Raw genomic sequence first — 24903 nt, 5'->3', positions numbered from 1 at the left:
CCCCTCAGTCGTCCTTGTCGGCAAATGGATTGTGCGAGCTCTTGAACTCAATGCGCAAGGGGGTACCCACAAGGTCGAACTCCTTGCGGAAGCGCCCTTCGAGAAAGCGCTTGTAGGCGTCGGTGACGTGCTCCAGTGAATTACCGTGGATCACGATCACGGGTGGGTTCATGCCCCCCTGGTGCGCATAGCGCAGCTTGGGCCGGTACATGCCCCCGCGCTTGGGCGCCTGGAACTGCACCGCCTCCAGCAGCAGGCGGGTCAGCACCGGCGTCGACATCTTGCGCGTGGCCGACTTGTGGGCCTGCGCGATCGCCTGCCACACCGGGCCCAGGCCCTGGCGCTTGATGGCCGAGATGAAATGCAGCGCCGCGAACTTCAGGAACGGCAGCCGGGTCTCGATCTGCCGCTGGATCTGCTCGCGCTGGTAGCTGTCGACGGCGTCCCATTTGTTGATCGCGATCACCACCGCACGACCGCTTTCGAGGATGTAGCCGGCGATGTGCGCGTCCTGGTCGGTCACGCCCTGCGTGGCGTCGAGCAGCAGCAGCACCACGTTGGCCGATTCGATGGCCTGCAGCGTCTTGACCACCGAGAACTTCTCGATCGCCTCGAACACCCTGCCCTTGCGGCGCAGGCCGGCCGTGTCGATCAGCTCGAAGCGCTGGCCGTTGCGCTCGAAGGGCACGGAGATCGCATCGCGCGTGGTGCCCGGCATGTCGAAGGCCACGAGGCGCTCTTCGCCGAGCCAGGTGTTGATCAGCGTCGACTTGCCCACGTTGGGCCGTCCGGCCACGGCCAGCTTGATCGGCTTGTTGACCTCGTCCTCGTCCGTCTCGTCGTCGGGATCGGGCAGGTTCAGCGGTTCCAGGGCGAGTTCGACGAGGTCGCGCATGCCCTGCCCGTGCGCAGCAGATACGCCATGCACGTCGCCGAAGCCGAGTTCGTAGAAGTCGACCAGCTTGGTGCCGTCGTGCATGCCTTCGGCCTTGTTGGCCGCCAGCACGCAAGGCTTGCCGAGGCGGCGCAGTTCGTTGGCGATGTCATGGTCTTGCGCCGACAGGCCCTCGCGGGCGTCGACGACGAAGATCACCACGTCGGCCTCGGCCACGGCCTGCCGCGTCTGCTTGGCCATTTCCTTGTAGATGCCGCTGCCCGCGTCGGGTTCGAAGCCACCGGTGTCGATGACGATGAACTCGTGCTTGCCCAGGCGGCCATTGCCGTAGTGGCGGTCGCGCGTGAGGCCAGCAAAGTCGGCGACGATGGCGTCGCGCGTCTGGGTCAGGCGGTTGAAGAGGGTCGACTTGCCAACGTTGGGCCGCCCGACCAGGGCCACGACCGGCTTCATGGCCGGCCTTTCGATGGCGCGGATTTCATGGTCGGGCCTTGGAAAGAAAAAAGGAAAAAGAAAGAGTTATTCAGGGCGATAACCAAACACGCCACCCTTGGCAGTCACGACCACGACCGTGTTGCCGGCCAGCACCGGCGTGACGGTGATGGCCGAGCCATCGGGCGTGACGCGATTGAGCAGCGCGCCATCTTCGCGCGACACGAAGTGCAGCGTGCCGGTGTCTTCGCCGATGATCAGCGAGCGGCCCACGGCCAGCGGCGCGGTGAGGTTGCGGTTCTTCAAGCGGCTCATCTGCCAGGCGCGCTCGCCATCGGCACGGCGCCACGCGACGACGCTGCCGTCGGACTCGGTACCGTAGACAAAACCGCTGTCGCCGCTGACGCCGTCGGCGCCCGAAGCGGGCTTGCTCCAGACCAGCGAGCCGCGCACGGTCTCGACGCAGCCAACGCTGGCGTAGTACGCGCGGGCGCAGATGGTGTCGCCGAAGCGGCTCACGCTGCCGGTCAGATCGACCAGACGCTCCACGTCGTTGGTGCCGCGCGGTGCCGCAATGGGCGATTCCCAGCGCGAAGTGCCATTGGCGGGGTTGATGCCCACCAGACGGCCGCCGATGCCTGCGACCAGCGTGTCGCCCACGGCGATCAGCACGCCCGACTTGCGCAACACGAGGTTTTCACCCGTGCGCTGCTGGATCCAGAGGCGGCGGCCGCTCTGGCCGTCCCAGGCGCTGATGCTGCGGTCGGCGGTCTGCACGAACACGCGGCGTCCCGCCACCAGCGGTGCGGTGAAGGCCTGGGCCGAGAGCTTCTGCTTCCACAGGACCTTGCCGTTCTCGATGGCGACCAGTTCGTTGCCGGTGGTCACGACCGCGGCCATCGACCCGTCGCTGCCTACGCCCGCTGCCAGCGGCGCACCGGCGCTGGCACGCCAGGTTTCACGGCCGGCGCGGGCGTCGATGGCAACCACCGTGCCGTCGCTGCCGGCCACGGTGACGGTGTCGCCGCTGATGTCGGTGGTGAGAGGGAACTTGACCTCGGGGATGCGCACCGTCCAGGCCTGGCGCACGCCCATCAGGGCCGGATTGGCGGGAAGTTCTGCCGGCTTCGGCTTGCCGCTGCCCGAACAGGCGGCGAGGAGCGCCACCAAAACAAGAGCTGATCCCGCGCGCAGGGCGGTCGATTCAGGCATGAAACGCTTGAAATTCATATGCGGTCAGGGAGTTTTGGGGGCTGCGGGGGTAACGGTGACGACTGGCGCCAGGCTCTTCGGATCGACACCGACCGCGTTGAGCTTGATTTCGACCAGGCGGCGGTAGTCGGAGGTGGCACCAAGGCCGGTCCAGGCCTTGCGGTATTCGGCCTGCGCCTCGGCGCGCTTGCCCTGGGCCAGGTAGATGTCGCCCTTGCGGTCGGCCACCAGCGGTTCGAATTCCTTGGGCACGCTGCCGTCGAGCTGCTTGATCGCATCGTCGTAGGACTTGCTGTCGAGCAGTTCGGCCGCCAGCCGCAGCCTGGCAATAGCCTTGTAGCCCGGATCGACGGCGTTCTGCGCAACCCATTCGAGTTCGGCGCGCGAGCCCGCGGCATTGCCCTTTTCGTACAGCGTCTTGGCGACCAGCAGGCCGGCCTGCTGCGCGTAGGTAGTGCCCGAGAAGCGCTTCTTCATGTCGTCGAGCACGAGCGCGATGCGCGCCGGATCGCCGGCCTGCGCGGTCTTCTCGATTTCGTCGTAGAGCGACGAGGCCTGCGCCGCCTTGTTGCGTCCATACCATTGCCAGCCGTTCCAGGCCACGAAGGCGCCAGCGACGAGCAGCACGGCCCACGTGATCAGGGTGCCGTAGGTGTTCCAGAAATGCTTGAGCTGGTCGAGCTGTTCCTGTTCTTCGAGGTCGAGATGGGTTGCCATGCGCTGTCAGGTGTTGGGAGCCGGCGATTGTAGGGTGGCGGCCCAGGCGGCCACTTCGGCGAGTGGCCGGAAGGTCTGCGCACCGCTTCCGTCGCGCAGCGCCTTGAGAGTCACTTCGCCGCGTGCAAGTTCATCGGCGCCGAAGATCAGGGCGTAGGTGGCCCCGCTGTTGTCGGCCCGCTTGAACTGCGACTTGAAGCTGCCAAGACCGTCGGCCGTGGCGGCGTGCATCTGCACGCGAACACCGGCATCGCGCAATTGCTGCAGCGTGCGCAGCACCACCGGCATGGCGGCGGCATCGGGCACGACGGCATAGACGTCGGGCGCTCGGGCCGGGATCTGGGTGCCCTGCTCTTTCATCAGGTCGAGCACGCGCTCCACGCCGATCGCCCAGCCCACCGCGGGAGCCGGCTTGCCGCCCAGCTGCTCGAACAGGCCGTCGTAGCGGCCGCCGGCACACACCGTGCCCTGCGAGCCGAGCCGGTCGGTCACGAACTCGAACACGCTGAGGTTGTAGTAGTCGAGACCGCGCACCAACCGGGGGTTGATGGTGTAGGCCACGCCGTTGGCGTCCAGGATGGCCTTGAGGCCCTCGAAGTGCGCCAGCGATTCGGCGCCGAGGAAATCCATCAGCCGCGGCGCCGACTCGACCACGTCCTTCATCGCCGGATTCTTGGTGTCGAGGATGCGCAGCGGATTGCTGTGCAAGCGGCGCTTGCCGTCCTCGTCGAGCTTGTCGGCGTGCGCCTCGAAGTGCGCGATGAGCTGTGCGCGGTGCTGCGCGCGCTCGGCCGGCTGGCCAAGGCTGTTGAGTTCCAGCCGCACGTCGGTCAGGCCGATCGCCTTCCACAGCGCGCTCGCGAGCAGGATCAGCTCGGCGTCGATGTCGGGTCCGGCAAAGCCCAGCGCCTCGACGTCGATCTGGTGAAACTGCCGGAAGCGCCCGCGCTGCGGCTTCTCGCGCCGGAACATCGGGCCGATGGCCCACAGGCGCTTGCCGCCGTCGTAGAGCATGTTGTGCTCGATCGCGGCGCGCACGATGCCGGCGGTGTTCTCGGGTCGCAGCGTCAGGTGGTCGTTGTCGCCGTACTTGTCCGAGCGATCGTGGAAGGAGTACATCTCCTTCTCCACGATGTCAGTCACTTCGCCGATGCCGCGCACGAAGAGCGCGGTGTGCTCCAGTATCGGCGTGCGGACGTTGCGGTACGCATAGCGCCCCATCAGGTCGCGCACGGTGGCTTCGAGCCACTCCCAGCGCGCCGATTCGGGCGGCAATATGTCGTTCATGCCTTTGACGGCATTCAGTTTTTCAGCCATGAGTCTGCGGAGGTTCAGGCCAGGGCAGCGTGTTCGCCGCCAAAGCGCTTTTCGATGTAGTTTTCGACGAGCTGATGGAACTCGTTGGCGATATTGTCGCCGCGCAGCGTAAGGGCCTTTTCGCCGTCGATGAAGACCGGCGCGGCAGGCGCCTCGCCGGTGCCGGGCAGGCTGATGCCGATGTCGGCGTGCTTGCTCTCGCCGGGGCCGTTGACGATGCAGCCCATGACGGCCACCTTCAGCGTCTCGACGCCCGGATATTTCTTGCGCCAGACTGGCATCTGCAGGCGCAGGTAGTCGTCGATCTGCTTGGCCAGTTCCTGGAACGTGGTGCTGGTGGTGCGGCCGCAGCCCGGGCAGGCCGTGACGCTCGGCACGAACACGCGCAGGCCCAGGGCTTGCAGGATCTCGTTGGCAATCAGCACCTCTTGCGTGCGCGACTCGCCCGGCTGCGGCGTGAGCGACACGCGAATCGTGTCGCCAATGCCCTCCTGCAGCAGGATCGACAGCGCCGTGGCCGAGGCCACCGTGCCCTTGGTGCCCATGCCGGCCTCGGTCAGGCCCAGGTGCAGCGGATAGTCGCAGCGCCTGGCCAGTTCGCGATAGACCGAGATCAGGTCCTGCACGCCGCTCACCTTGCACGACAGGATGACCTGGTTGCCGCTCATGCCCATCGACTCGGCCAGCCTGGCGGACTCGATCGCCGAAGTGATCAGCGCCTCGTACATCACCTGCTTGGCATCCCAGGGCTCGGCGCGCTGGCTGTTGGTGTCCATCAGGCTGGCGAGCAGTTCCTGGTCGAGGCTGCCCCAGTTGACGCCGATGCGCACAGGCTTGTTCCAGCGCATGGCCGCGTCGATCATCTGGCCGAACTGCCTGTCCTTCTTGTCGCCCTTGCCCACGTTGCCGGGGTTGATGCGGTATTTGCTCAGCGCCTCGGCGCAGGCCGGATAGTCGGTCAGCAGGCGGTGGCCGTTGTAGTGGAAGTCGCCGATCAGCGGCACGTCGATGCCCATGCGGTCGAGCTGCTCGCGGATGTAGGGCACCTGCGCGGCGGCCTCGGGCGTGTTGACCGTGATGCGGACCATTTCGGAGCCGGCAATCGCCAGTTCCTTCACCTGGATCGCGGTGCCGACGGCATCGACGGTGTCGGTGTTGGTCATGGACTGCACGCGCACCGGAGCGTCGCCGCCCACCGTGACCACGCGCGGCCCCCAGACCACGCTGGCCTGGCGCGAGCGGCGCGCCTTTGGCGCGGCCGACTCGATGGGAAGCGGGAGGCAACCGGCGGTCATGATTTCACCTCGAAACGTGCCACGCCACCGCCCTTGGTGACGGGCTTCAGGTCGTATGGCTGGCCGCGCACCTGCACGTCGACGCTCGACGCGCGACCGACCACGACGGACAGCGGCAGCGTGCCCGACAAACCCACCGTTTCGCCAGCCTTCAGGCTGCGGCGCAGCAGCTGCTTGCCCCCTGCTTCGGTCACGGTGACCCAGCACTCTTCCCGTGCCACGAAGACAAGTTGCTGGCCACTGGCGGCTGCAGTGGCGGGCGCGGCAGGGGCAACGGGCACAGCGGCGACCGGTGCCACGGCAGCAGCAGGCGCGCCAGGGGTGGCGGCCGCGGGAGCCTCGCCCACTGGACCGCTCGGCGCCACGGCCTGCACGGGCACGTTTTCCGCGACAGCGCCGGTCCCGCTGGACGACACCGGTCCGCCGGCAGGCCCCGAACCCTCACCGGATTCGCCGCGGGCCGTCAGTCGCGACACGGAAGCCCCGATCTGGTCGAACACCGACTGCGGCAACCAGAACAGCGCACCCGCGGCCACCAGCAGGAGCCCCACCACGATCAGCAGCGCACGCGAAGGCAGCCCACTGGAGCGGCCGTTGTTGTTCCAGCGCGGCGTGTTGGAGGCGATGTTCCCTCGCAGCGTGCGATCGGCCTCGGCCAGCGACACCTTTTGCGTGCTGGGCAGCTTCGCGAGCACGGGCGCGGGATCGATGCGCAACGCGCGGCAGACGCTGCTCGCCAGGGCGCGAGCGAAGACCGGATCGGGCAGCGAGGCGATGTCGTCCGCTTCGAGCGCCATGAGCTTCTGCGGCGGCACCTTCAGTGCGGCGGCCACCATCTCGATGTGCAGGCCGTGGGCCTCGCGCGCCTCGCGCAGCAGGTCGCCGGCGGTCTTGTGCGTGATGTCGCCTTCTTCCAGCGGCTGTGCTGCGAAAGTGCCGAACTCCGAAACCCGATCAGTCATTGAAATTCCCGCGCTCGTACGCTGTTGCCTCCCGCGACTGGGGGAAGCGTCGTTGCAGTTGACCTCCCAACTGCGCGACTGCCTCGCGGTTGTTCAGCTTTCGTTCGACCTTGATGCCGAGCCAGAGCGTCTCGGCGCTGGCCGAAGGGCTGTTGTTGACGCGGCGAATGTAGAACTGCGCACGCGACCATTCTTCGCGCTGCGCCAGCAACGAAGCCAGGTTGAAGCCGACCACCGGATTGCCGGCATCGATCTCGTAGGCCTGCATGAGGCTGCGCTCCGCCTGGACCCGCTGGCCGGCCTTGAGTTCGCACACGCCCTGCGTCATGAGCGTCTTGGCGCGGTCCGCATAGCTCGGCACGGCCAGGGCTTCCGTGAACTGCGCAGCCGCATCGCCGTAGCGGTTCTGCTGGCACAGCAGCCAGCCGTAGTTGTGCCGCGCGTTGGGGTCGCGCGGATTGATGGCGATGGCGCGGCGGAAGCTGTCTTCGGCCAGCGCGGCGTCGTCGAGCCGCATGTAGACCAGGCCGCGCAGGTTGTAGGCGTCGGCGTTGTTGGGATCGGCGGCCAGCGCCTGCTTGATCTCGTCGAGCGCGACGGTGGTCTGGCCATGCTCGAAATAGCCGGAGGCCAGTTCCATGCGCAGGCGCGCGCGGCGCTGCCGGCTGGTTTCGTCGGACTCGGTGACGATCTCGGCGCCCTTGCCCGAGCTGGTGTCGGCCAGGCTGGTGGTGGTTGTGCGCGTGTTCACGCAGCCCCCAAGCAGCAACGCCATGGCAACGCCCGCGAAACCCACAGTCAGCATTCGCTGCACGCTCGCGGTCGTCATCGGAATGGCCATGCTCATCGGTTCAGTGCTCCTGGGGGACGGTCTTGCGGACCGGATGCAAAACAATGGGGCGCTCCGCCGCGCGTCGCTGGGCCATGCGCTCGGCCGCACGGGTGCGGTCCTTGACGTCGCCGGCGAGCTGGCCGCAGGCGGCGTCGATGTCGTCGCCGCGCGTCTTGCGCACGGTGGTCACGAGGCCAGCTTCGCTCAGCGTCCTGGCGAATGCCAGTACGCGCGGCTGCGGCGAGCGCAGCAGGCCCGACGCCGGAAATGGGTTGAACGGGATCAGGTTGAACTTGCACGAGATGCCGTGCGTACGCACCAGCTCGATGAGCTGCCGCGCATGCTCGGGCTGATCGTTCACTCCGTCGAGCATGCAGTACTCGAAGGTGATGAAGTCGCGCGGCGCATGCACCAGGTAGCGCTTGCAGGCCTCGAGCAGTTCGGCGATCGGGTACTTGCGATTGAGCGGCACGAGGTCGTCGCGCAGCGCATCGTTGGGCGCGTGCAGCGAGACGGCCATGGCCACGGGGCAATCGGCGCCGAGGCGGTCGATCATGGGCACCACGCCGGAGGTCGACACCGTCACGCGACGGCGCGACAGCCCGTAGGCGTTGTCGTCGAGCATGGTGCGCAACGCGGGCACGAGCGCCGAGTAGTTCTGCAGCGGCTCGCCCATGCCCATCATCACCACGTTGGAGATGACGCGTTCGTCGCGCTTCAGGTGCTTGCGCAGGAAGTGTTCGGCAAACCAGAGCTGGGCGACGATTTCGCCCGTGCTCAGGTTGCGGCTGAAGCCCTGATGCCCTGTCGAGCAAAAGCGGCATCCGACCGCACAGCCGGCTTGGGACGACACGCACAGGGTGCCGCGGTCGTCCTCGGGAATGAATACGGCTTCGACGGCATTGCCGTCACCGACGTCGAACAGCCACTTGATCGTGCCGTCCTTGGATTCGTGCTGCGTGAGGACCTGCAAGGCCTCCACGCGCGCGGTGGTCGCGAGTTTCTCGCGCAGCGACTTCGCCAGATCGGTCATCTGGGTGAAGTCGCTGGCGCCACGCTGGTGGATCCAGCGAAACAGTTGCGTGGCGCGGAACTTCTTCTCGCCGAGTTTTTCGCAGAACGCAGCCAACCCCTCGAGATCGAATTCGAGCAAATTGGCCGTGGTCATGGAATCGATCGGCAGACAGCTTCAGCGTGCGTAGACGTTGAGGCCGGCGAAGAAGAAAGCGACTTCGTTCGCTGCGGTTTCGGCAGCGTCCGAACCGTGCACGGCGTTGGCGTCGATGCTGTCGGCGAAATCGGCGCGAATGGTGCCGGCAGCGGCCTTCTTCGGGTCGGTGGCGCCCATCAGGTCGCGGTTCTTGGCGATGGCGTTGTCGCCTTCGAGCACTTGCACGAACACGGGGCCCGAGATCATGAACTCGACCAGGTCCTTGAAGAAGGGACGCTCCTTGTGCACGGCGTAGAACTGTTCGGCTTCGTTGCGCGACAGGTGCACCAGCTTGGCGGCGACGACCTTGAGGCCGGCAGCTTCAAAACGGGAAACGATCTTGCCGATGACGTTCTTGGCAACTGCGTCGGGCTTGATGATGGAGAGGGTACGTTCGATAGCCATTGAAATGCTTCCTGGAGCTTTGATTTTGAAGTGTTTTGTCACAACTGCAACACGCTTGTTGCATCACATGTCGACAAAGCCTCTGATTTTAACCGGCGCAGCCTTTCGGATTGGTGAAAACCCCGCGAAAGGCCGCGCGCCGACGGCTGGCTTTCAGCGCCCGCGGCGGCGGCCACCACCACCTTGGCCGCCCTGGCCGCCGAAGCCGCCACCACCGCCTCCACCACGACGCGGGCCTCCGCGCTGCTCCTTGCGCTGGCGCGAGAAGCTGTCGGCGCCGATGTAGCCCAGCGAGGTCTTCATCGGATCGGGCTGGTTGGCACCGCTCGGTTGGCGGTCGTCGCCCTGCTGGCGATTGCCGCCGCCCTGGCGGTTGCCGCTGTTGCCGCGGCGTCCCTGCCCTTGAGGCGGACCGCCGTTGCCACCGCCACGATTGGGACGGCCACCCCGGTCGCCGCGCGGCGGACGTCCGTCGCCCAGCGGACTCGGGATCGGCGCTTCGCGGCTGCCTTCGTCGCGACCATCGCGCATGTCGCGCGGCTGCTGGCCGCCACCACCATTGCGATTGCCTCGGCGCTTCTTGTTGCGCCCGTTTCGGCCATTGCCGCCACCGCCCTCCTGCCCCGGGCCACGCTGCTGCGGGCCGGGCCGGGCAACCGCGCCGCCGGAGGCCTGGAACAGCGCACGGATATCGCGCTCGTCGAGTTCCATCCAGGCGCCGCGCTTCAGGCCGCGCGGCAGCACCATGGCGCCGTAGCGGATGCGGATCAGCCGGCTGACCGCGTGGCCCACCGACTCGAACAGGCGGCGCACCTCGCGATTGCGGCCTTCGGAAATGGTCACGCGATACCAGCAGTTCGAGCCTTCGCCGCCGCCGTCCTCGATGGTGCCGAACTGCGCCATGCCGTCGTCGAGGCGCACCCCGTCGAGCAGCTTCTGCTTTTCTTCGCCGGTGAGCGCGCCCAGCACACGGACCGCGTACTCGCGCTCCAGGCCGAAGCGCGGGTGCATCAATTGGTTGGCCAGATCGCCGGAGCTGCTGAACAGCAGCAGCCCTTCGGTATTCAGGTCGAGGCGGCCGACCGACTGCCACTTGCCCTGCTGCAGGCGCGGCAGCTTGCGGAACACGGTCGGGCGGTTCTGCGGATCGTCATGCGTGACCACTTCGCCGACGGGCTTGTGGTATGCGATCACGCGCGGCGGCGGGGGTGCGATGCGGTAGCGGATCGGCTTGCCGTTGATCTTGACCTGGTCGCCGTACTGGATGCGCTGGCCGATGTGGGCCGGCTCGTTGTTGACGGAAATGCGGCCCTGGAGAATCAGCTGCTCCATTTCGAGCCGCGAGCCCAGGCCGGCTTGCGCCAGCACCTTGTGCAGCTTGGGCGAATCCGCCTCGGGCAGCAGCACGCGCTTGAGCGGCGGGACTTCGGGGCTTTCTTCGTCGGCGTCGAACTGGCCGGAGATGACGTCCGAGAAACGGATCGGCTCGGGCGGCGGCGCGTTGCGCTGTTCGCGCTCTGCGGCGCGGCGAGCGCGGTCGAGGTCGTCTTCTTCCTCGTCGGGCTCTTCTTCGTCTTCGTCCCGCTCTTCTTCGCCGTCATCGCTGATGTGGCGATCGGCTTCGACCGGTGCGGGATTGCGGGTCTCTTCAGCGGCGACAGCGACAACCGGGGCTTCCTCTGCGGCAACGACCGCCGGCGCGATCGCCTCGGGAGGCTGCGCAACAGGCAAAGCCACCGCTTCATCCGCCACGGACGGCTCGACCGGCTTCTTCTTGCGGGGCGCTCTCGGTTTCTTGGGCGCCTCGGCCTCCAACGGTGCAGCGATTTCCTGCGCAGCTGCCTCCGGCGCTACCGATTCAATAGCATCACCTGCAGCCTTCCTGGACGGAGCCGCCCTTTTCTTCTTTTTGACTTCGGGCTCGGCCGGCAGCATCGCCGCGTCTTCGGTGTCGGTTGTGCTCATGAGGTTTTTCCGGGAGAGGGAGCGTGAGGGTCGGCCTCGTCCTGGGACGGGGCATCGGGTTCTGGCGACGGTGCCTGAGCGGGCTCGGGCTCGGGTATGGATTCGGGTTCTGGCGCGGGTTCGGGTTCGGGCTCGACGGGAGATTCGGCGCCTGCGGCGTTCTCGGCAAACTGCGCCTCGGCGGCTTCGGCGGCGGAAGACTCCAGCTCTGCCATCCCCGATGCATCCGCATCGCCCTCTGCCAGCGCTTCGATCTCGGGCGCGGCATCGATGGGCAACCCCTGCTGTTCGCCGGACGCCCGCTCAAGGGCATCGACCAGCGCTGCCTGCTGCGCGGGCGTTTCGATCAGTGGCAACTGGTCGAGCGAGGCCAGGCCCAGATCGTCGAGGAACTGGCGCGTGGTTGCGTACAGCGCCGGTCGGCCGACCGTTTCACGGTGGCCGATGACCTCGACCCAGCCGCGATCTTCCAGCTGCTTGAGGATCAGCGAGTTGATCGTCACGCCACGGATGTCTTCCATGTCGCCGCGCGTGGCCGGCTGCCGATAGGCAATGATGGCCAACGTCTCGAGTGCGGCGCGGGTGTAGCGCGGCGGCTTCTCGGGGTGCAGGCGATCGAGGTGGTCGCGCATCTCGGGCCGGCTCTGGAAACGCCAGCCGCTGCCGACGCTCACCAGCTCCAGGCCGCGCTGCGCCCAGTCTTCCTGCAATTCAAGCAACAGCACCTTGATGGTGTCCACGCCCAGCTCGTCGTCGAACAGCACGCGCATATCGCGCACCGGCAACGGCTGGCTCGAACAGATCAAGGCGGTTTCGAGAATGCGCTTGGCATCCGCCGTATTCATGGTTCGCGTTATCCGGGAAAAGGCGCCTCGGGGCGCTAGTTCAGAAGGATGAAAGGAGTAGGCGCTGCAGGCACGCGGCAAATGCAAACGCAAGGCCGGCCTCGGGTGACCGGCGCGGCCCTCGGGCCGTCAGGCGCGATTGTAATCCAGCCCCCAGGACTGCAAAGCCTGGACGAGGTCGGCGGGCGGCGGCGAGCGGAACTCCAGCGCCGCTTGTGTGACAGGATGCACGAAGGCCAGCCTGAATGCATGCAGCGCCTGGCGCGACAGCCCGGCCGCCGGCGCCCCGCCGTAGAGCGCATCGCCCACCAGCGGATGGCCGATCGACGCCATGTGCACACGGATCTGGTGGGTGCGCCCGGTTTCGAGGGTGCAGCGCACGGCGCAGCCTTCGGTGTTGCTGTCGAGCCGCTCGATCAGCGTACGCGCCGTCTTGCCCGCGTGCCGCTCGAGATCGACCACGGCCATGCGCAGCCGATTGCGCGGATCGCGCCCGATGGGAGCGTCGACCTGCCGGCCCGCGGCGCCCTCCCACGGCTTGTGGCCGATGGCCAGGTACTGCCGCTTGACCTCGCGGGCGGCGATCAGCGCCACCATCGCATCCATGGCGGCCCGGGTGCGCGCCACCACCATCAGGCCGCTGGTGTCGCGGTCGAGCCGGTGCACGATGCCGGCACGCGGCAGCAGCACGGCCTTCGGGTCCAGCGCCAGCAGGCCATTGAGCAGCGTGCCGCTCCAGTGCCCCGGCGCCGGATGCACGACCAGGCCGGCGGGCTTGTCGACGATACGCAGGTGTTCGTCCTCGTACACGGTGACGATGTCCATCGGCTCGGGCCGAAAGGCCTGGCTCTGGGGTGTGGGACGAAGCTCAATGCGGCCGGCCTGCCCCGCCTTGACGGTGGCCGAGACCTTGGTCAGCGTGCGGCCCTGCAGTTCGACAGCGCCAGCCTCGATCAGTTGCTGCAGGTAACTGCGGGAAAACTCGGGCACCAGCGCGGCGAGCGCGCGGTCGAGCCGCTGGCCGTGCTGGGCCGGGTCGATGACGAAGGGCCGCTGCTCGCTGGGTTCGATCGGATCGGCCCCCTCCTCGAACTCGGGAACCTCCAGCGCCTCAGGGGTATTGTCCAAAGGGTCGGTCGATATAATTGAGGGCAACTGTTTCACGAAAGCCGTATGTGATGTTTCGCGCCAAATTATCGGTCCCCGCCTGGATCGCGCTCAGCGCCGCGGCTGTGCTGGCTGCTGGTTGCTCGTCGACCTCCGTCGACAAGACCGCCAACTGGAGCCCCAACCGTATCTATTCGGAAGCCAAGGACGAGGCCGGATCGGGCGCCTACGACAAGGCCGTGCCGCTGTACGAGAAGCTCGAAGGCCGCGCCGCCGGCACGCCGCTCGCGCAGCAGGCGCAGCTCGAAAAGGCCTACGCCCAGTACAAGTCGGGCGAAAAGGCGAACGCCATCGCCACCGTCGACCGCTTCATGAAGCTGCACCCGGCGAGCCCCGCTATCGACTATGCGCTCTACCTCAAGGGCGTGATCAACTTCAACGACGACCTCGGCATGTTCGCGTTCATGACGCGCCAGGACCTGTCCGAGCGCGACCAGAAGGCCGCCAAGGAATCTTTCGAGTCGTTCAAGGACCTCGTCACGCGCTTCCCCGAGTCGCGTTACACCCCTGACGCGCGCCAGCGCATGAACTACATCGTGAACTCGCTCGCACAGTACGAAGTTCACGTGGCGCGCTACTACTATTCGCGCGGCGCCTACCTGGCGGCCATCAACCGCGCCCAGGTCGCGCTGTCCGACTACCGCGAAGTGCCGGCGCTCGAAGAAGCCCTGTACATCATGGTGAAGTCGTACGACGCCCTGGGCATGAAGGACCTGCGCGACGACACCCAACGCGTGCTGACCACCAACTATCCGAAGAGCACCTACCTCGCGAACGGCTTCAAGGGCAAGGACGATCCTTGGTGGAAGGTCTGGTAGCCCCTAATTAAGTCTTGAGTGCGGCCAGCGCAGCCTCGAAATCCAATTCGTTTTCGAGCCGCCGCATCGGTGGCAGCGCCGCCAGCAACCGGCGGCCGTAGCCCATGGCCACCAGCCGCGTATCGCAGATCGCCAGCACGCCGCTGTCGGTTTCGCGCCGAATCAGTCGCCCCGCCCCCTGCTTGAGCGCCACGGCCGCCTCGGGCAGCGAATAGTCGGCAAACGAACTGCGCCCCTGCGCTTCAAGGCGCTGTGAACGCGCCTCGACCAGCGGATCGTTCGGCGGCGGGAACGGCAGCTTGTCGATCACCACCAGTTGCAACACATTGCCCGGTGCATCGAAGCCCTCCCAGAACGAGGCCGATGCCACCAGCACGCAGCCTGCGCGCCCGGCGCTCGCGCCTTCGCGGAAGCGATCCATCAGCACGCGCTTGGGCAGTTCGCCCTGCACCAGCACCTCGGGCCGCGCCTCTGCGTCGAGCAGTTCGAATTGCTGCCTCATCGCGTCGCCGATGGTGCGTAGCGCGCGAAGCGTGGTCGTCAGCACCAGCGTGCGGCCGCCCAGCTCGGTCGCACCGCGCGCGGCCAGCTCGGCGACGCGCTGGCTGTGCGACGGATCGTTGGGCTTGGGAAACGCACGCGGCACATAGAGCGCTGCCTGCGAGGCATAGTCGAACGGGCTTTGCACGCGCAGCACTTCCGCGTCCTGCAGGCCGCAGGGCTCGGTGAACCAGCGCAGCGTGGGCTCGTCGCCCAGCGTTGCGGAGGTGAAGACCCAGGCGCGGCCGCCATCGTGCTGCGCCGCCGTCTCGCGCGCCGGCCGCTCGCCATAGCCGTCGAGATCCTCGTCGTCGTCATCGGCCGCATCGGGGTTTGCCTCGGCGATCTTGAGCACCCGCTTGCGCATGGCGTCGGCGATGTCCAGCGGCGATTCGATGAGCCGCAGCTGCGAGCCCACATCGACCCAGCGCACCGAATCGATCTCGCATGGCAAGGCGAAGCGCGCGATGCGCTTCGCGAGTTGGCGGGCCCGCTCGTGCAGCCGCACGAAGTCGGGCGAGATTTCGCTGACGGTGGCGAGCCCCTCGGCCGACAGCTCGAACGCTTGCAGCAGGTCGTCCAACGCGCGCTGCCACGCATCGGGATCGACACCCTCGGGCGAGGCACCCAGCCAGCGCAGCTTGGCGCCGGGCCATTGCTTGCCGACCACGAGCCGCAGTTCGCGCGCGGCGCGCTCGACCGCCGCGACCAGCTGCTGCCAGTCGACCAGGCCGCGCGCATGCTGCAGGCCGGCACCCAGCATGTCGCGCGCGAAGTCGAGCGCCTGCCCGCTGCCGAGCTGCGCGCCGAGAAACTGCACGCCGGTTTCGTTGAGCTGGTGCGCTTCGTCGAACACCACCACGCTCACGGTCGGCAGAAGCTCCGCCATGCCGGTCTCGCGCACCGCGAGGTCGGCAAAGAACAGATGGTGGTTGATGACCACGATGTCGGCCGCCAGCGCCTCGCGCCGTGCCAGGTTGACATGGCAGGGCTTGAACTGCGGGCATTGCGCGCCCAGGCAGTTCTCTCGCGTGGAGGTGATCAGCGGGATCAGCGGCGAGCGCTCGTCCAGCCCCGGCAGCTCGGCCAGGTCGCCGGTGCGCGTGGCCTTCGACCACTGCTCGATCTTGGCGAGCGTGCGCAAGCTGCCGCGTTCAGGCAACGAAGCATCGTGGCGCGCCAGGTCGAGCCGGTGCAGGCACAGATAGCTGCCGCGCCCCTTGAGCAGCGCGGTGCGCACCGGCAGGCCGAAGGCTTCGACGAGACGCGGCAGGTCGCGGCCGAACAGTTGGTCCTGCAGCGTCTTGGTGGCGGTCGAGAGCAGTACGCGCTCGCCGCTCAGCAGGGCCGGCACGAGGTACGAAAAAGTCTTGCCCACCCCGGTGCCCGCCTCGACCACCAGCACGCCGCCCTGGTCGATGGTGCGGGCCACGGCTATCGCCATCTCGGTCTGTCCCGCGCGCTCGCGGAACTGCTCGGCGGCACGCGACAGCGCGCCGTCCTGCGCGAAGGCGTCGCGCACCTGGTCTTCGAGCGCCCCCGTCACGCCGGCTCTTTCGGGTCGAGGTCGTTTTCGAGGCGCGCGATCTGGTCGCGCAGTGCGAGGCGGCGCTTTTTCAGGCGCCGCAGCAGCAGCTCGTCTTGCGGCGAGCCCTCGGCCAACCGGTCGATGGTGGCGTCGAGATCGGCATGCTCGATGCGCAATTCGATCAGCTGGCGGGAAAGGGAGTGAAGATTGGAGTCCAACGGTGGGGAGCGGCTGCGAGGTTTTCGCGGCGCGTGTTCATTCGATAATACGTCCTGACACGAATCTCCGAGAAGACAGAAACACGCGCTTCGGCGCATATGCCTCATGACCCAAGGCTTTCGACTCGCCGCGGCCACCGGACTCCACAAGGGAGACCGCCCGTACCAACAAGACCAGGTGCTGATGATGAGCCATCCGCGCGTGCCTGGCTGCGTGCTGGGCATCGTGGCCGACGGCATGGGCGGGCGCAGCGGCGGGCGCAAGGCCTCCGATCAGGTGCTGATGACGGCACGCCAGCTCTTCGCCCGCTACCAGCCCAGCCGCGACGACCCCGAAGCCGTGCTGAAGCAGATCCTCGAAGACTCGCACACGGTCATCAAGCTCACCGCCGTGTCCAGCGAACAGGAGCCGCACAGCACGCTCGCGGCCTTCCTCATGACGCCCAAGGGCGACTGCGCCTGGATCCATGCCGGCGACTCGCGCATCTACCACTTCCACGACGGGCAGCTCGTCAAGCGCACGCGCGACCATTCGTACGTGCAGGTGCTGATCGACCGCGGCCAGATCACCGAGGCCCAGGCCAACGTCCATCCGCAAGGCAACATCCTGCTCGGCTGCCTGGGCATGACGACCACGCCGCCGCCCATCGACCCCTACTACATCCCGAAGATGGAACCGGGCGATCTGCTGATGGCCTGCAGCGACGGACTGTGGCATTACTTCAGCCCCGAAGAGCTGGCGAGCGTGCTGTACGCACAGCCGCCGCGCGATGCGGTCGAAATCCTGGTGGGTGAAGCGCGCCGCCGGGCCCGGGGCACGGGCGACAACATCTCGATTGTCGTCCTGAAGTTCGATCCGCTGCCGGCTGCTGCCGCCTGAGCGGCGCCCTGCCTTCTTGCCCCGCTCAGGGTGCGGCCGGCGGCGGCGGCAGCGGCGCCGCGCGCGGCTTGCTGCGATTGGCGTTCTGCCGCTCCCGGCTGGCCCTGTGCTCTTCAGCCCGCTTCTGTTTGTCTTCGAAACGCTTGACGGCAGCCGGCGCCTCGGCCTGACGCTGGGCGGCCTTGGCCTGCTCGTCGGAATGGGCCTGCTGCTTGGACCGAAACTGGCGTTCGCGCTCGGCCGCATCGGCGGCCGTGGCGGCGCGGCTGGCCGCATGGTCGGCCGCGCGCTGCTCGCGGTCTTTCTGGCCCTGGATCGACTCTTCCTGCTTCTCGCGGGTGTCTTGCGGGCGCTGGGTGCCGGCCTTCTGGTCGAGCTTTTGCAGCTCGGCCGCGCCGCTGCGCTGGCGCTGGATGTCGTTGATCGCTGTTTCCTGCCGCCTGATGTTGTCGGTTTCCTTGCGACGCCGGCCCCGGCTCTCGCGCAGGCAGTCTTCCACCGCGAACTTCTTGTAGCAGGCGGCCCGCTCTTCGACAAAGCGCTTCTCGATGACCTCGCGCTCGCTGGAGAGCCGGCGCTTCTCGGCCTCGAGGTCGGCATTGCCCGCGGCGGCGTTGGACTGTGCCCACAGCGGAAGGCTGGCCAACGTCATCAGCAGGGCAAGAGCGATTTTTTTCATGTGAGTCGGGTGTCGACGATGCGGCGTTCAAGGGCGAGAAACTCGCTCGATTGCATTTCGGTGAGCCGGGAGACCGTGCGCGGAAACTCGTGCGACAGCGGCCCTTCCGTGTACAACGCCTCGGGCGGAACCTCGGCCGACATGATGAGCTTGCAGCGCCGGTCGTACAAGACGTCGACCAACCATGTGAAACGGCGTGCTTCCGAGGCCATGCGCACCGGCATGTGCGGCACGTCGGACAGCAGCACGGTGTGGAACTGGCTGGCGATCTCGAGGTAGTCGTTCTGCGAGCGCGGACCGCCGCACAGCGTCTTGAAATCGAACCAGACCACGCCGCCGGCCTTGCGCAGTGCGCGGATCTCGCGCTGCTCGATGTGCAGGATCGGGCTTTCGTCGGCCGTCTCGGCCAGCTTGTCGAAGGCCTTGCGCATCTCCTTCTCGGCCGCGCCATCGTTCGGCGTCAGGTACATGCGCAGCTGTTCGAGCGTGCGGCGCCGGTAGTCCGTACCGTTGTCGACGCTCAGCACTTCGAGCTTCTCGTTCAGCAGCGCAATGGCCGGCAGGATGCGGTCGCGGTGCAAGCCACCGGGATACAGATCGTCGGGCTTGAAGTTCGAGGTGGTGACAAAGCCCACGCCGTTCTCGAACAGCGACACCAGCAGCCGATGAAGAATCATCGCGTCGGTGATGTCCGCCACATGGAATTCATCGAAGCAGATCAGCTTGTAGCGCTTCGATATGCGCAGCCCGAGCTCGTCGAGCGGGTTCACCGTGCCCTGCAACTCGCGCAGCTCGCGGTGCACCTCGCGCATGAACTCGTGAAAGTGCAGGCGCGTCTTGCGCCGCAGCGGCACCGCATTGAAGAACAGGTCCATCAGGAAGCTCTTGCCCCGCCCGACGCCACCGTACATGTAGACGCCGCGCGGAAGCTCCGGCCGGTTGATGAACTTCTTCAGCGCGTTGGAACGCTGGGCCTTGTAGTCGGCCCATTCCCTGGCGCAGCGATCCAGTGCCTCCACGGCACGCAGCTGCGCTGGATCGCTCTTGAACCCGCGCGCAGCGAGTTCCGCCTCGTAGGCCTGTTTGACGCTGGTCAAAAGATCGGTGAGATCAGAAGTTCAGCGTGCGCTTGTCCACGGCGAGTGCCGCTTCCTTCGTGGCCTCCGACAGCGACGGGTGCGCATGGCAGATGCGCGCGATGTCTTCGGCGCTGGCCTTGAACTCCATCGCCACCACGGCTTCGGAGATCAGCTCGCTGGCCTGCGGGCCGACGATGTGCACGCCCAGGATCTCGTCGGTCGCTGCGTCGGCCAGGAACTTGACCATGCCGGTCGTGTCGCCCAGCGCGCGTGCGCGGCCGTTCGCGAGGAACGGGAAGGTGCCGGCCTTGTAGGCGCGGCCCGCGGCCTTGAGCTGCTGCTCGGTCTGGCCGACCCATGCGATCTCGGGGCTGGTGTAGATCACCCACGGGACCGTGTTGAAGTTCACGTGGCCATGCTGGCCCGCGATGCGCTCCGCCACGGCAACGCCCTCTTCCTCGGCCTTGTGCGCCAGCATCGGGCCGCGCACCACGTCGCCGATAGCCCAGACATTCGGCAGGTTGGTCTTGCAGTCGTCATCGACGTTGATGGCGCCACGCTCGTCGAGCTTCAGGCCCACGGCTTCGGCGTTCAGGCCGATGGTGTTGGGCACGCGGCCGATCGACACGATCAGCTTGTCGACTTCCAGCGTCTGGGCTTCGCCCTTGGCGTTGGTCCAGGCGACGCTCACGCCCTTCTTCGACGACTTGATCTCGCCGACTTTCACGCCGAGTTCGATCTTGAGCTTCTGCTTGTCGAAAGCCTTCTTGGCTTCCTTGGCGATCTGCTCGTCCACCGCGCCCAGGAAGGTCGGCAGCGCTTCGAGCACCGTGACCTCAGCACCGAGGCGACGCCACACCGAACCCATTTCGAGGCCGATGACGCCCGAGCCGATCAGGCCCAGCTTCTTCGGCACCGCGCCGATGCGCAGCGCGCCGTCGTTCGAGAGGATGTTCTCCTCGTCGAACGGCGTGCCCGGCAGCGCGCGGGCATTGGAGCCCGTGGCCACGATGACGTGCTTGCTGCTGATCGACTCTTCGGCAGCGCCCGCCACCTTGATCTCATAGCCAGTTTCGTCGGTCTTCACGAACGAGCCGCGGCCATGGAAGAAGCTGATCTTGTTCTTCTTGAACAGGTACAGGATGCCGTCGTTGTTCTGCTTCACGACCTGGTCCTTGCGGGCCAGCATCTTGTCGATGTCGAGGCCCAGGCCTTCGACCTTGATGCCATGGTCCGCGAAGTGGTGGCCGGCCTGCTCGAAGTGTTCCGACGATTGCAGCAGCGCCTTCGAGGGGATGCAGCCGACGTTGGTGCAGGTGCCGCCCGGTGCGGGGCCGCCCTTACCGTTCTTCCATTCGTCGATACAGGCCACGTTGAAGCCGAGCTGCGCGGCGCGGATCGCCGCGATGTAGCCGCCGGGGCCGCCGCCGATGACGACGACGTCGAATTGTTTGCTCATTGGGTTTCCGTTTCAGTTGTCCATCGCGCTGCATGAATCAGGGTTCCTTCGCGAACACCGCGGAACCGGCTTTGCCGGGCCGCAGGTGTTGCCCCCGTGAGGGGGTTGGCGAAGCGACACGAAGTGCGCGAAGACTGGGGGTGGATCAGATATCGAACAAGAGGCGCGACGGGTCTTCCAGCGCTTCCTTCATGGCGACCAGGCCCAGCACGGCTTCACGGCCGTCGATGATGCGGTGGTCGTAGCTCATGGCGAGGTAGTTCATCGGGCGAACGACGATCTGGCCGTTCTCGACCACGGCGCGGTCCTTGGTGGCGTGCACGCCGAGGATGGCCGACTGGGGCGGGTTGATGATCGGGGTCGAGAGCATCGAGCCGAAGGTGCCGCCATTCGAGATGGAGAACGTGCCGCCGGTCATGTCTTCGATGCCCAGCTTGCCGTCTTGTGCCTTCTTGCCGAACTCGGCGATCTTCTTCTCGATGTCGGCAAAGCTCATCTGGTCGGCATTGCGCAGGATCGGCACCACCAGGCCGCGCGGCGAACCGACGGCGATACCGATGTCGAAGTAGCCGTGGTACAGGATGTCGTTGCCGTCCACCGAGGCGTTGATCACCGGGTACTTCTTCAGTGCGTGCACCGCGGCCTTCACAAAGAAGCTCATGAAGCCGAGCTTCACGCCGTGTTCCTTGGTGAAGCTGTCCTGGAAGCGCTTGCGCAGCTCCATGACGGGCGCCATGTTCACTTCATTGAAGGTCGTCAGGATGGCGTTGGTCGATTGCGACTGCAGCAGGCGCTCGGCGATACGGGCGCGCAGGCGGCTCATCGGCACGCGCTGCTCGGGGCGCTCGCCCAGGTCGGGCGCGCTGGTGGGCGCGGCGACTTGCGGCAGTGCGGGCTTGGCGGCCGGTGCGGGAATGGTGGCCGCGGGCTTGGCGCCCGAAGCGACCGCGCCGAGCACGTCGCCCTTGGTGACACGGCCGTCCTTGCCGGTGCCGGCCACGTCGCTGGTCTTCAGGTTGTTGTCGGCCAGCAGCTTGGCGGCGGCGGGCATGGCCACGTCGGCCTTCGAACCGCCGGTGGCGGCAGCAGCAGCTGCCGGTGCAGGCGAAGCGGCAGCCGGAGCTGCGGCAGGCGCAGCCGCCGGTGCGGCGGCCGAAGCCTTGCCGTCGGTATCGATCTTGGCGATCAGCTGATCGGCCACCACGGTGGCGCCATCGGGCTGCACGATTTCGGCCAGCACGCCAGCCGAGGGCGCGGGCACTTCCAGCACGACCTTGTCGGTCTCGATCTCGATCAGGATTTCATCGATGGCGACGGCTTCGCCGGCCTTCTTCTTCCAGGTGAGCATGGTGGCTTCGGCCACCGATTCGGAAAGCTGGGGGACTTTGACTTCTACGATAGACATTTGGAGTGAGCTCCGATTTTTTCTTCAGGGTGTTCGTGTGAAAAGAGGCTTTTGATTACTTGGTCAGCACGAAGCCCTTGAGCTTGCCAAACGCGCCATCGACGAGCGCCTTCTGCTGTTCCTGGTGCAGGTGCGAGTAGCCCACCGCCGGCGATGCCGAGGCGGCACGACCGGAGTAGCCGAGCTTCTGGCCGTCCTGCATGTTTTCGTGGATGTAGTGCTGCACGAAGAACCAGGCGCCCTGGTTCTGCGGCTCGTCCTGGCACCACACCACGTCGACGAGGTTCGGGTACTTCTTGATCTCGGCAGCGAAAGCCTTGTGCGGGAAGGGGTAGAGCTGCTCGACGCGGATGATCGCCACGTCTTCGGTGCCCTGCTCTTCGCGCTTCTTGGCCAGGTCGTAGTAGACCTTGCCGGAGCAGGCGATCAGGCGCTTGACCTTCTCGGCCTTCAGGCCCTTGCTGTCGGGAATGACGGTCTGGAAGCTGCCCTTGGTGAACTCGGACAGCGGCGAGGTCGCGTCCTTGTTGCGCAGCAGCGACTTGGGCGTCAGGATGATCAGCGGCTTGCGCAGGTTGCGCACCATCTGGCGGCGCAGCACGTGGAAGATCTGGCTGGCCGTGGTCGGCTGCACCACCTGCATGTTGGTGTCGGCGCTCAGCTGCATGAAGCGCTCCAGGCGAGCCGAGCTGTGCTCGGGGCCCTGGCCTTCGTAGCCGTGCGGCAGCATCATCGTGAGGCCGTTGACGCGGCCCCACTTCACTTCGCCGGAAGCGATGAACTGGTCGATCACCACCTGCGCGCCGTTCACGAAGTCGCCGAACTGGGCTTCCCAGATCACGAGCGTGTTCGGGTCGTTCGAGGCGTAGCCGTATTCGAACGCGAGCACGGCCTCTTCCGACAGGATCGAGTCGATCACGACGAACGGCGCCTGGTTGTCGGCCACGTTCTGCAGCGGCGTGTAGGTGCCGGTGTCGAACTTCTCGCGGTTCTGGTCGTGCAGCACGGCGTGGCGGTGCGTGAACGTGCCGCGGCCCGAGTCTTCACCCGACAGGCGGATCGGGTAGCCGCTGGCCACCAGCGATGCGAAGGCCATGTGCTCGCCCATGCCCCAGTCGACGTTCACGTCGCCGCGGCCCATGGCGGCGCGGTCGTCCAGCACCTTCTTCACGAGCGGGTGCACGGTGAAGCCCTCGGGCACGAAGGTGATCTTCTCGGCCAGGCGCTTCCATTCGCTCGAGGGAATGGCGGTATCGCCGGCGTCGGTCCACTTCTTGTTGAGGTATGGGCTCCAGTCGACGGCGTACTTGCTCTTGAAGTTGGTCAGCACCGGGTCGACCGTGTTCTTGCCTTCGTCGAAGGCGGCACGCTGCGCCTTGACCATGTCGTCGCCGAGCGTGTCGCCCAGGCCTTGCGCGGCCAGCTTGTCGGCGTACAGCTTGCGCGTGCCGGGGTGGACTGCGATCTTCTTGTACATGAGCGGCTGGGTGAGCGAGGGGGTGTCCTGCTCGTTGTGGCCCAGCTTGCGGAAGCAGATGATGTCCACGACCACGTCCTTCTGGAATTCCATGCGGAAGTCCAGCGCGATCTGGGTGGCGAGCACCACGGCTTCGGGGTCGTCGCCGTTCACGTGCAGCACCGGCGCTTCGATCATCTTGACGATGTCCGAGCAGTACAGCGTCGAGCGGCTGTCGCGCGGGTCGCTGGTGGTGAAGCCGATCTGGTTGTTGATGACGATGTGCACCGTGCCGCCGGTGGAGTAGCCGCGGGTCTCGGCCAGCGCCAGCGTTTCCATCACGACGCCCTGGCCCGCGAAGGCGGCGTCGCCGTGCACGATCACGGGCAGCACCTGCTTGCCCAGTGGGTCGCCGCGGCGGTCCATACGGGCGCGCACCGAGCCTTCGACCACGGGGTTCACGATCTCGAGGTGCGAGGGATTGAACGCCAGGCTCAGGTGCACCGGGCCGCCGGGGGTGGTCACGTCCGAGCTGAAGCCCTGGTGGTACTTGACGTCACCGCTGGGCAGGTCTTCGGGGGCGGTGTGGTCGAACTCGGCGAACAGGTCGGCCGGCATCTTGCCGAGCGAGTTGACCAGCACGTTCAGGCGGCCGCGGTGGGCCATGCCGATCACGATTTCCTGCACGCCCTTGGCGCCGGCCTGGTTGATCAGTTCGTCCATCGCGACGATGAAGCTCTCGCCGCCTTCGAGCGAGAAGCGCTTCTGGCCGACGTACTTGGTGTGCAGGAAGCGCTCGAGGCCTTCGGCGGCCGTGAGGCGGTTCAGCACATGCTTCTTCTGCTCGGCGCTGAGCTTGGGGTTGGTGCGGGCGCTTTCGAGCCGCTGCTGCCACCAGCGCTTGTGGTTCTGGTCGGTGGTGTACATGTACTCGGCGCCCATCGTGCCGCAGTACGTTTCGCGCAAGGCGTTGAGCAGGTCGCGCAGCGACATGGTCTCCTTGCCGAAGAAGGTGTTGCTGGTGTTGAACACCGTCTCGAGGTCGGCGTCGGTGAAGCCGTAGAACGAGGGTTCGAGTTCCGGGATCGAGGGACGCTCGGCGCGCTTGAGCGGGTCGAGGTCGGCCCAGCGGGCACCGACGTTGCGGTAGGCGGCGATCAGCTGCTGGACCGAGGTACGCTTGCGGCCGAGCTCGGAGTCGGCACCGCTGGCCTGCACGACCTTGGTCGTGCCCTGCTTCGCACGTTCGGCGAAAGCATTGATGACCGGCAGGTGCGGAACGTCGCGGGTGTTGGTGCCATCGGCGGCGGGAACGTTCTGCAACGCGTCGAAATACGAACGCCAGTTGTCGGGCACGCTGCCGGGGTTGGCGAGGTAGTTCTCGTACATCTCTTCGACATAGGGCGCATTGCCACCGAAGAGGTAGGTGTTGCCTTGATAGGCTGTGTACGCCGTGGGCGTAGAAGAATCGCTCATGATCCGCTGACCTTCGCTTCCCTGAAGGAAGCACTAGCTGGTTAAGAAACCTTCCGCGACACGGCTGAACCGATTGGCGGATGCGACTGTGGCTGGGGAAGGGCCTGAGTA

General features: G+C 66.6%; 21 protein-coding genes. 2 read left to right on the top strand and 19 right to left on the bottom strand.

The window, feature by feature from the left end:
- Nucleotides 1-4 precede the first annotated feature (4 nt).
- The 12 genes from der to ASD05_RS25105 all read right to left on the bottom strand — a co-directional run bounded on the left by der (nt 5) and on the right by ASD05_RS25105 (nt 13215).
- On the bottom strand, nt 5-1348 hold the full coding sequence (gene der, locus ASD05_RS25160) for a ribosome biogenesis GTPase Der (protein WP_056598124.1): 1344 nt from the start codon (nt 1346-1348) through the stop codon (nt 5-7).
- 66 nt (nt 1349-1414) lie between these two features.
- The gene (bamB, locus tag ASD05_RS25155; RefSeq protein WP_056598122.1) at nt 1415-2557 is read right to left on the bottom strand and encodes an outer membrane protein assembly factor BamB; all 1143 of its coding nucleotides are present in this window, start codon (nt 2555-2557) and stop codon (nt 1415-1417) included.
- 6 nt (nt 2558-2563) lie between these two features.
- Nucleotides 2564-3256, bottom strand: a complete 693-nt coding sequence (locus ASD05_RS25150) for a YfgM family protein (RefSeq protein WP_056521702.1) — start codon at nt 3254-3256, stop codon at nt 2564-2566.
- 6 nt (nt 3257-3262) lie between these two features.
- Nucleotides 3263-4573: a histidine--tRNA ligase gene (gene hisS, locus ASD05_RS25145; protein WP_056598120.1), complete on the bottom strand. Its 1311-nt coding sequence runs from the start codon at nt 4571-4573 to the stop codon at nt 3263-3265.
- Nucleotides 4574-4587: 14 nt separating this feature from the next.
- Nucleotides 4588-5868: a flavodoxin-dependent (E)-4-hydroxy-3-methylbut-2-enyl-diphosphate synthase gene (gene ispG / locus ASD05_RS25140; RefSeq protein WP_056598118.1), complete on the bottom strand. Its 1281-nt coding sequence runs from the start codon at nt 5866-5868 to the stop codon at nt 4588-4590.
- The gene (locus tag ASD05_RS25135) at nt 5865-6830 is read right to left on the bottom strand and encodes a helix-turn-helix domain-containing protein (protein ID WP_056598115.1); all 966 of its coding nucleotides are present in this window, start codon (nt 6828-6830) and stop codon (nt 5865-5867) included. The genes ispG and ASD05_RS25135 overlap by 4 nt, the downstream gene beginning before the upstream one ends.
- Nucleotides 6823-7677, bottom strand: coding sequence for a type IV pilus biogenesis/stability protein PilW (pilW, locus tag ASD05_RS25130; RefSeq protein ID WP_056598113.1), 855 nt, complete (start codon nt 7675-7677; stop codon nt 6823-6825). Before pilW ends, ASD05_RS25135 begins: the two co-directional genes overlap by 8 nt.
- Nucleotides 7678-7681: 4 nt before the next feature.
- Nucleotides 7682-8830, bottom strand: coding sequence for a 23S rRNA (adenine(2503)-C(2))-methyltransferase RlmN (gene rlmN / locus ASD05_RS25125; RefSeq protein ID WP_056598110.1), 1149 nt, complete (start codon nt 8828-8830; stop codon nt 7682-7684).
- 21 nt (nt 8831-8851) lie between these two features.
- Nucleotides 8852-9277, bottom strand: a complete 426-nt coding sequence (gene ndk, locus ASD05_RS25120) for a nucleoside-diphosphate kinase (protein ID WP_007828277.1) — start codon at nt 9275-9277, stop codon at nt 8852-8854.
- 153 nt (nt 9278-9430) lie between these two features.
- Nucleotides 9431-11242, bottom strand: a complete 1812-nt coding sequence (locus tag ASD05_RS25115; protein ID WP_056598105.1) for a pseudouridine synthase — start codon at nt 11240-11242, stop codon at nt 9431-9433.
- Nucleotides 11239-12087, bottom strand: coding sequence for an SMC-Scp complex subunit ScpB (gene scpB, locus ASD05_RS25110; protein ID WP_056598099.1), 849 nt, complete (start codon nt 12085-12087; stop codon nt 11239-11241). The genes ASD05_RS25115 and scpB overlap by 4 nt, the downstream gene beginning before the upstream one ends.
- 129 nt (nt 12088-12216) lie before the next feature.
- Nucleotides 12217-13215 carry an RluA family pseudouridine synthase gene (locus ASD05_RS25105; RefSeq protein ID WP_056598097.1) on the bottom strand — a complete coding sequence of 333 codons (999 nt, stop codon included), beginning with the start codon at nt 13213-13215 and terminating at the stop codon, nt 12217-12219.
- Between the two features lie 50 nt (nt 13216-13265).
- Between ASD05_RS25105 and ASD05_RS25100 the strand changes: the two genes are divergently transcribed.
- Nucleotides 13266-14072: an outer membrane protein assembly factor BamD gene (locus ASD05_RS25100; protein WP_056598095.1), complete on the top strand. Its 807-nt coding sequence runs from the start codon at nt 13266-13268 to the stop codon at nt 14070-14072.
- A gap of 7 nt (nt 14073-14079) precedes the next feature.
- Here ASD05_RS25100 and ASD05_RS25095 read toward each other — a convergent pair whose 3' ends face one another.
- Together ASD05_RS25095 and ASD05_RS25090 are read right to left on the bottom strand one after the other, a co-directional pair.
- Nucleotides 14080-16158, bottom strand: a complete 2079-nt coding sequence (locus tag ASD05_RS25095) for an ATP-dependent DNA helicase (RefSeq protein ID WP_056598093.1) — start codon at nt 16156-16158, stop codon at nt 14080-14082.
- Nucleotides 16155-16358, bottom strand: a complete 204-nt coding sequence (locus ASD05_RS25090) for a YdcH family protein (protein ID WP_007828249.1) — start codon at nt 16356-16358, stop codon at nt 16155-16157. Before ASD05_RS25090 ends, ASD05_RS25095 begins: the two co-directional genes overlap by 4 nt.
- A 106-nt stretch (nt 16359-16464) precedes the next feature.
- Here ASD05_RS25090 and ASD05_RS25085 point away from each other — a divergent pair, with 106 nt between their 5' ends.
- Complete coding sequence (locus ASD05_RS25085; protein ID WP_056598091.1) at nt 16465-17238, top strand: PP2C family protein-serine/threonine phosphatase; 774 nt, start codon at nt 16465-16467, stop codon at nt 17236-17238.
- A 25-nt stretch (nt 17239-17263) separates the two neighbouring features.
- Here ASD05_RS25085 and ASD05_RS25080 read toward each other — a convergent pair whose 3' ends face one another.
- From ASD05_RS25080 to ASD05_RS25060, 5 genes are all read right to left on the bottom strand, one after another.
- Nucleotides 17264-17917 carry a hypothetical protein gene (locus ASD05_RS25080; protein WP_056598089.1) on the bottom strand — a complete coding sequence of 218 codons (654 nt, stop codon included), beginning with the start codon at nt 17915-17917 and terminating at the stop codon, nt 17264-17266.
- Nucleotides 17914-19014 (bottom strand): cell division protein ZapE, encoded by a 1101-nt coding sequence (zapE, locus tag ASD05_RS25075; RefSeq protein ID WP_056598087.1) that lies wholly within the window; start codon nt 19012-19014, stop codon nt 17914-17916. The genes ASD05_RS25080 and zapE overlap by 4 nt, the downstream gene beginning before the upstream one ends.
- 13 nt (nt 19015-19027) lie before the next feature.
- Entirely contained in the window at nt 19028-20455 is a 1428-nt protein-coding gene (gene lpdA / locus ASD05_RS25070; RefSeq protein ID WP_056598085.1) for a dihydrolipoyl dehydrogenase, read from the bottom strand.
- A gap of 145 nt (nt 20456-20600) precedes the next feature.
- Complete coding sequence (gene odhB / locus ASD05_RS25065) at nt 20601-21860, bottom strand: 2-oxoglutarate dehydrogenase complex dihydrolipoyllysine-residue succinyltransferase (protein ID WP_056598083.1); 1260 nt, start codon at nt 21858-21860, stop codon at nt 20601-20603.
- A 55-nt stretch (nt 21861-21915) separates the two neighbouring features.
- The gene (locus ASD05_RS25060; protein WP_007828239.1) at nt 21916-24792 is read right to left on the bottom strand and encodes a 2-oxoglutarate dehydrogenase E1 component; all 2877 of its coding nucleotides are present in this window, start codon (nt 24790-24792) and stop codon (nt 21916-21918) included.
- Between the last annotated feature and the right edge of the window lie 111 nt (nt 24793-24903).

This window comes from Variovorax sp. Root434 (assembly GCF_001426595.1).
GTDB lineage: Bacteria > Pseudomonadota > Gammaproteobacteria > Burkholderiales > Burkholderiaceae_C > Variovorax.
The sequence above is the reverse complement of the archived record's forward strand: the minus strand, read 5'-3'. Positions and strand labels throughout refer to the sequence as shown.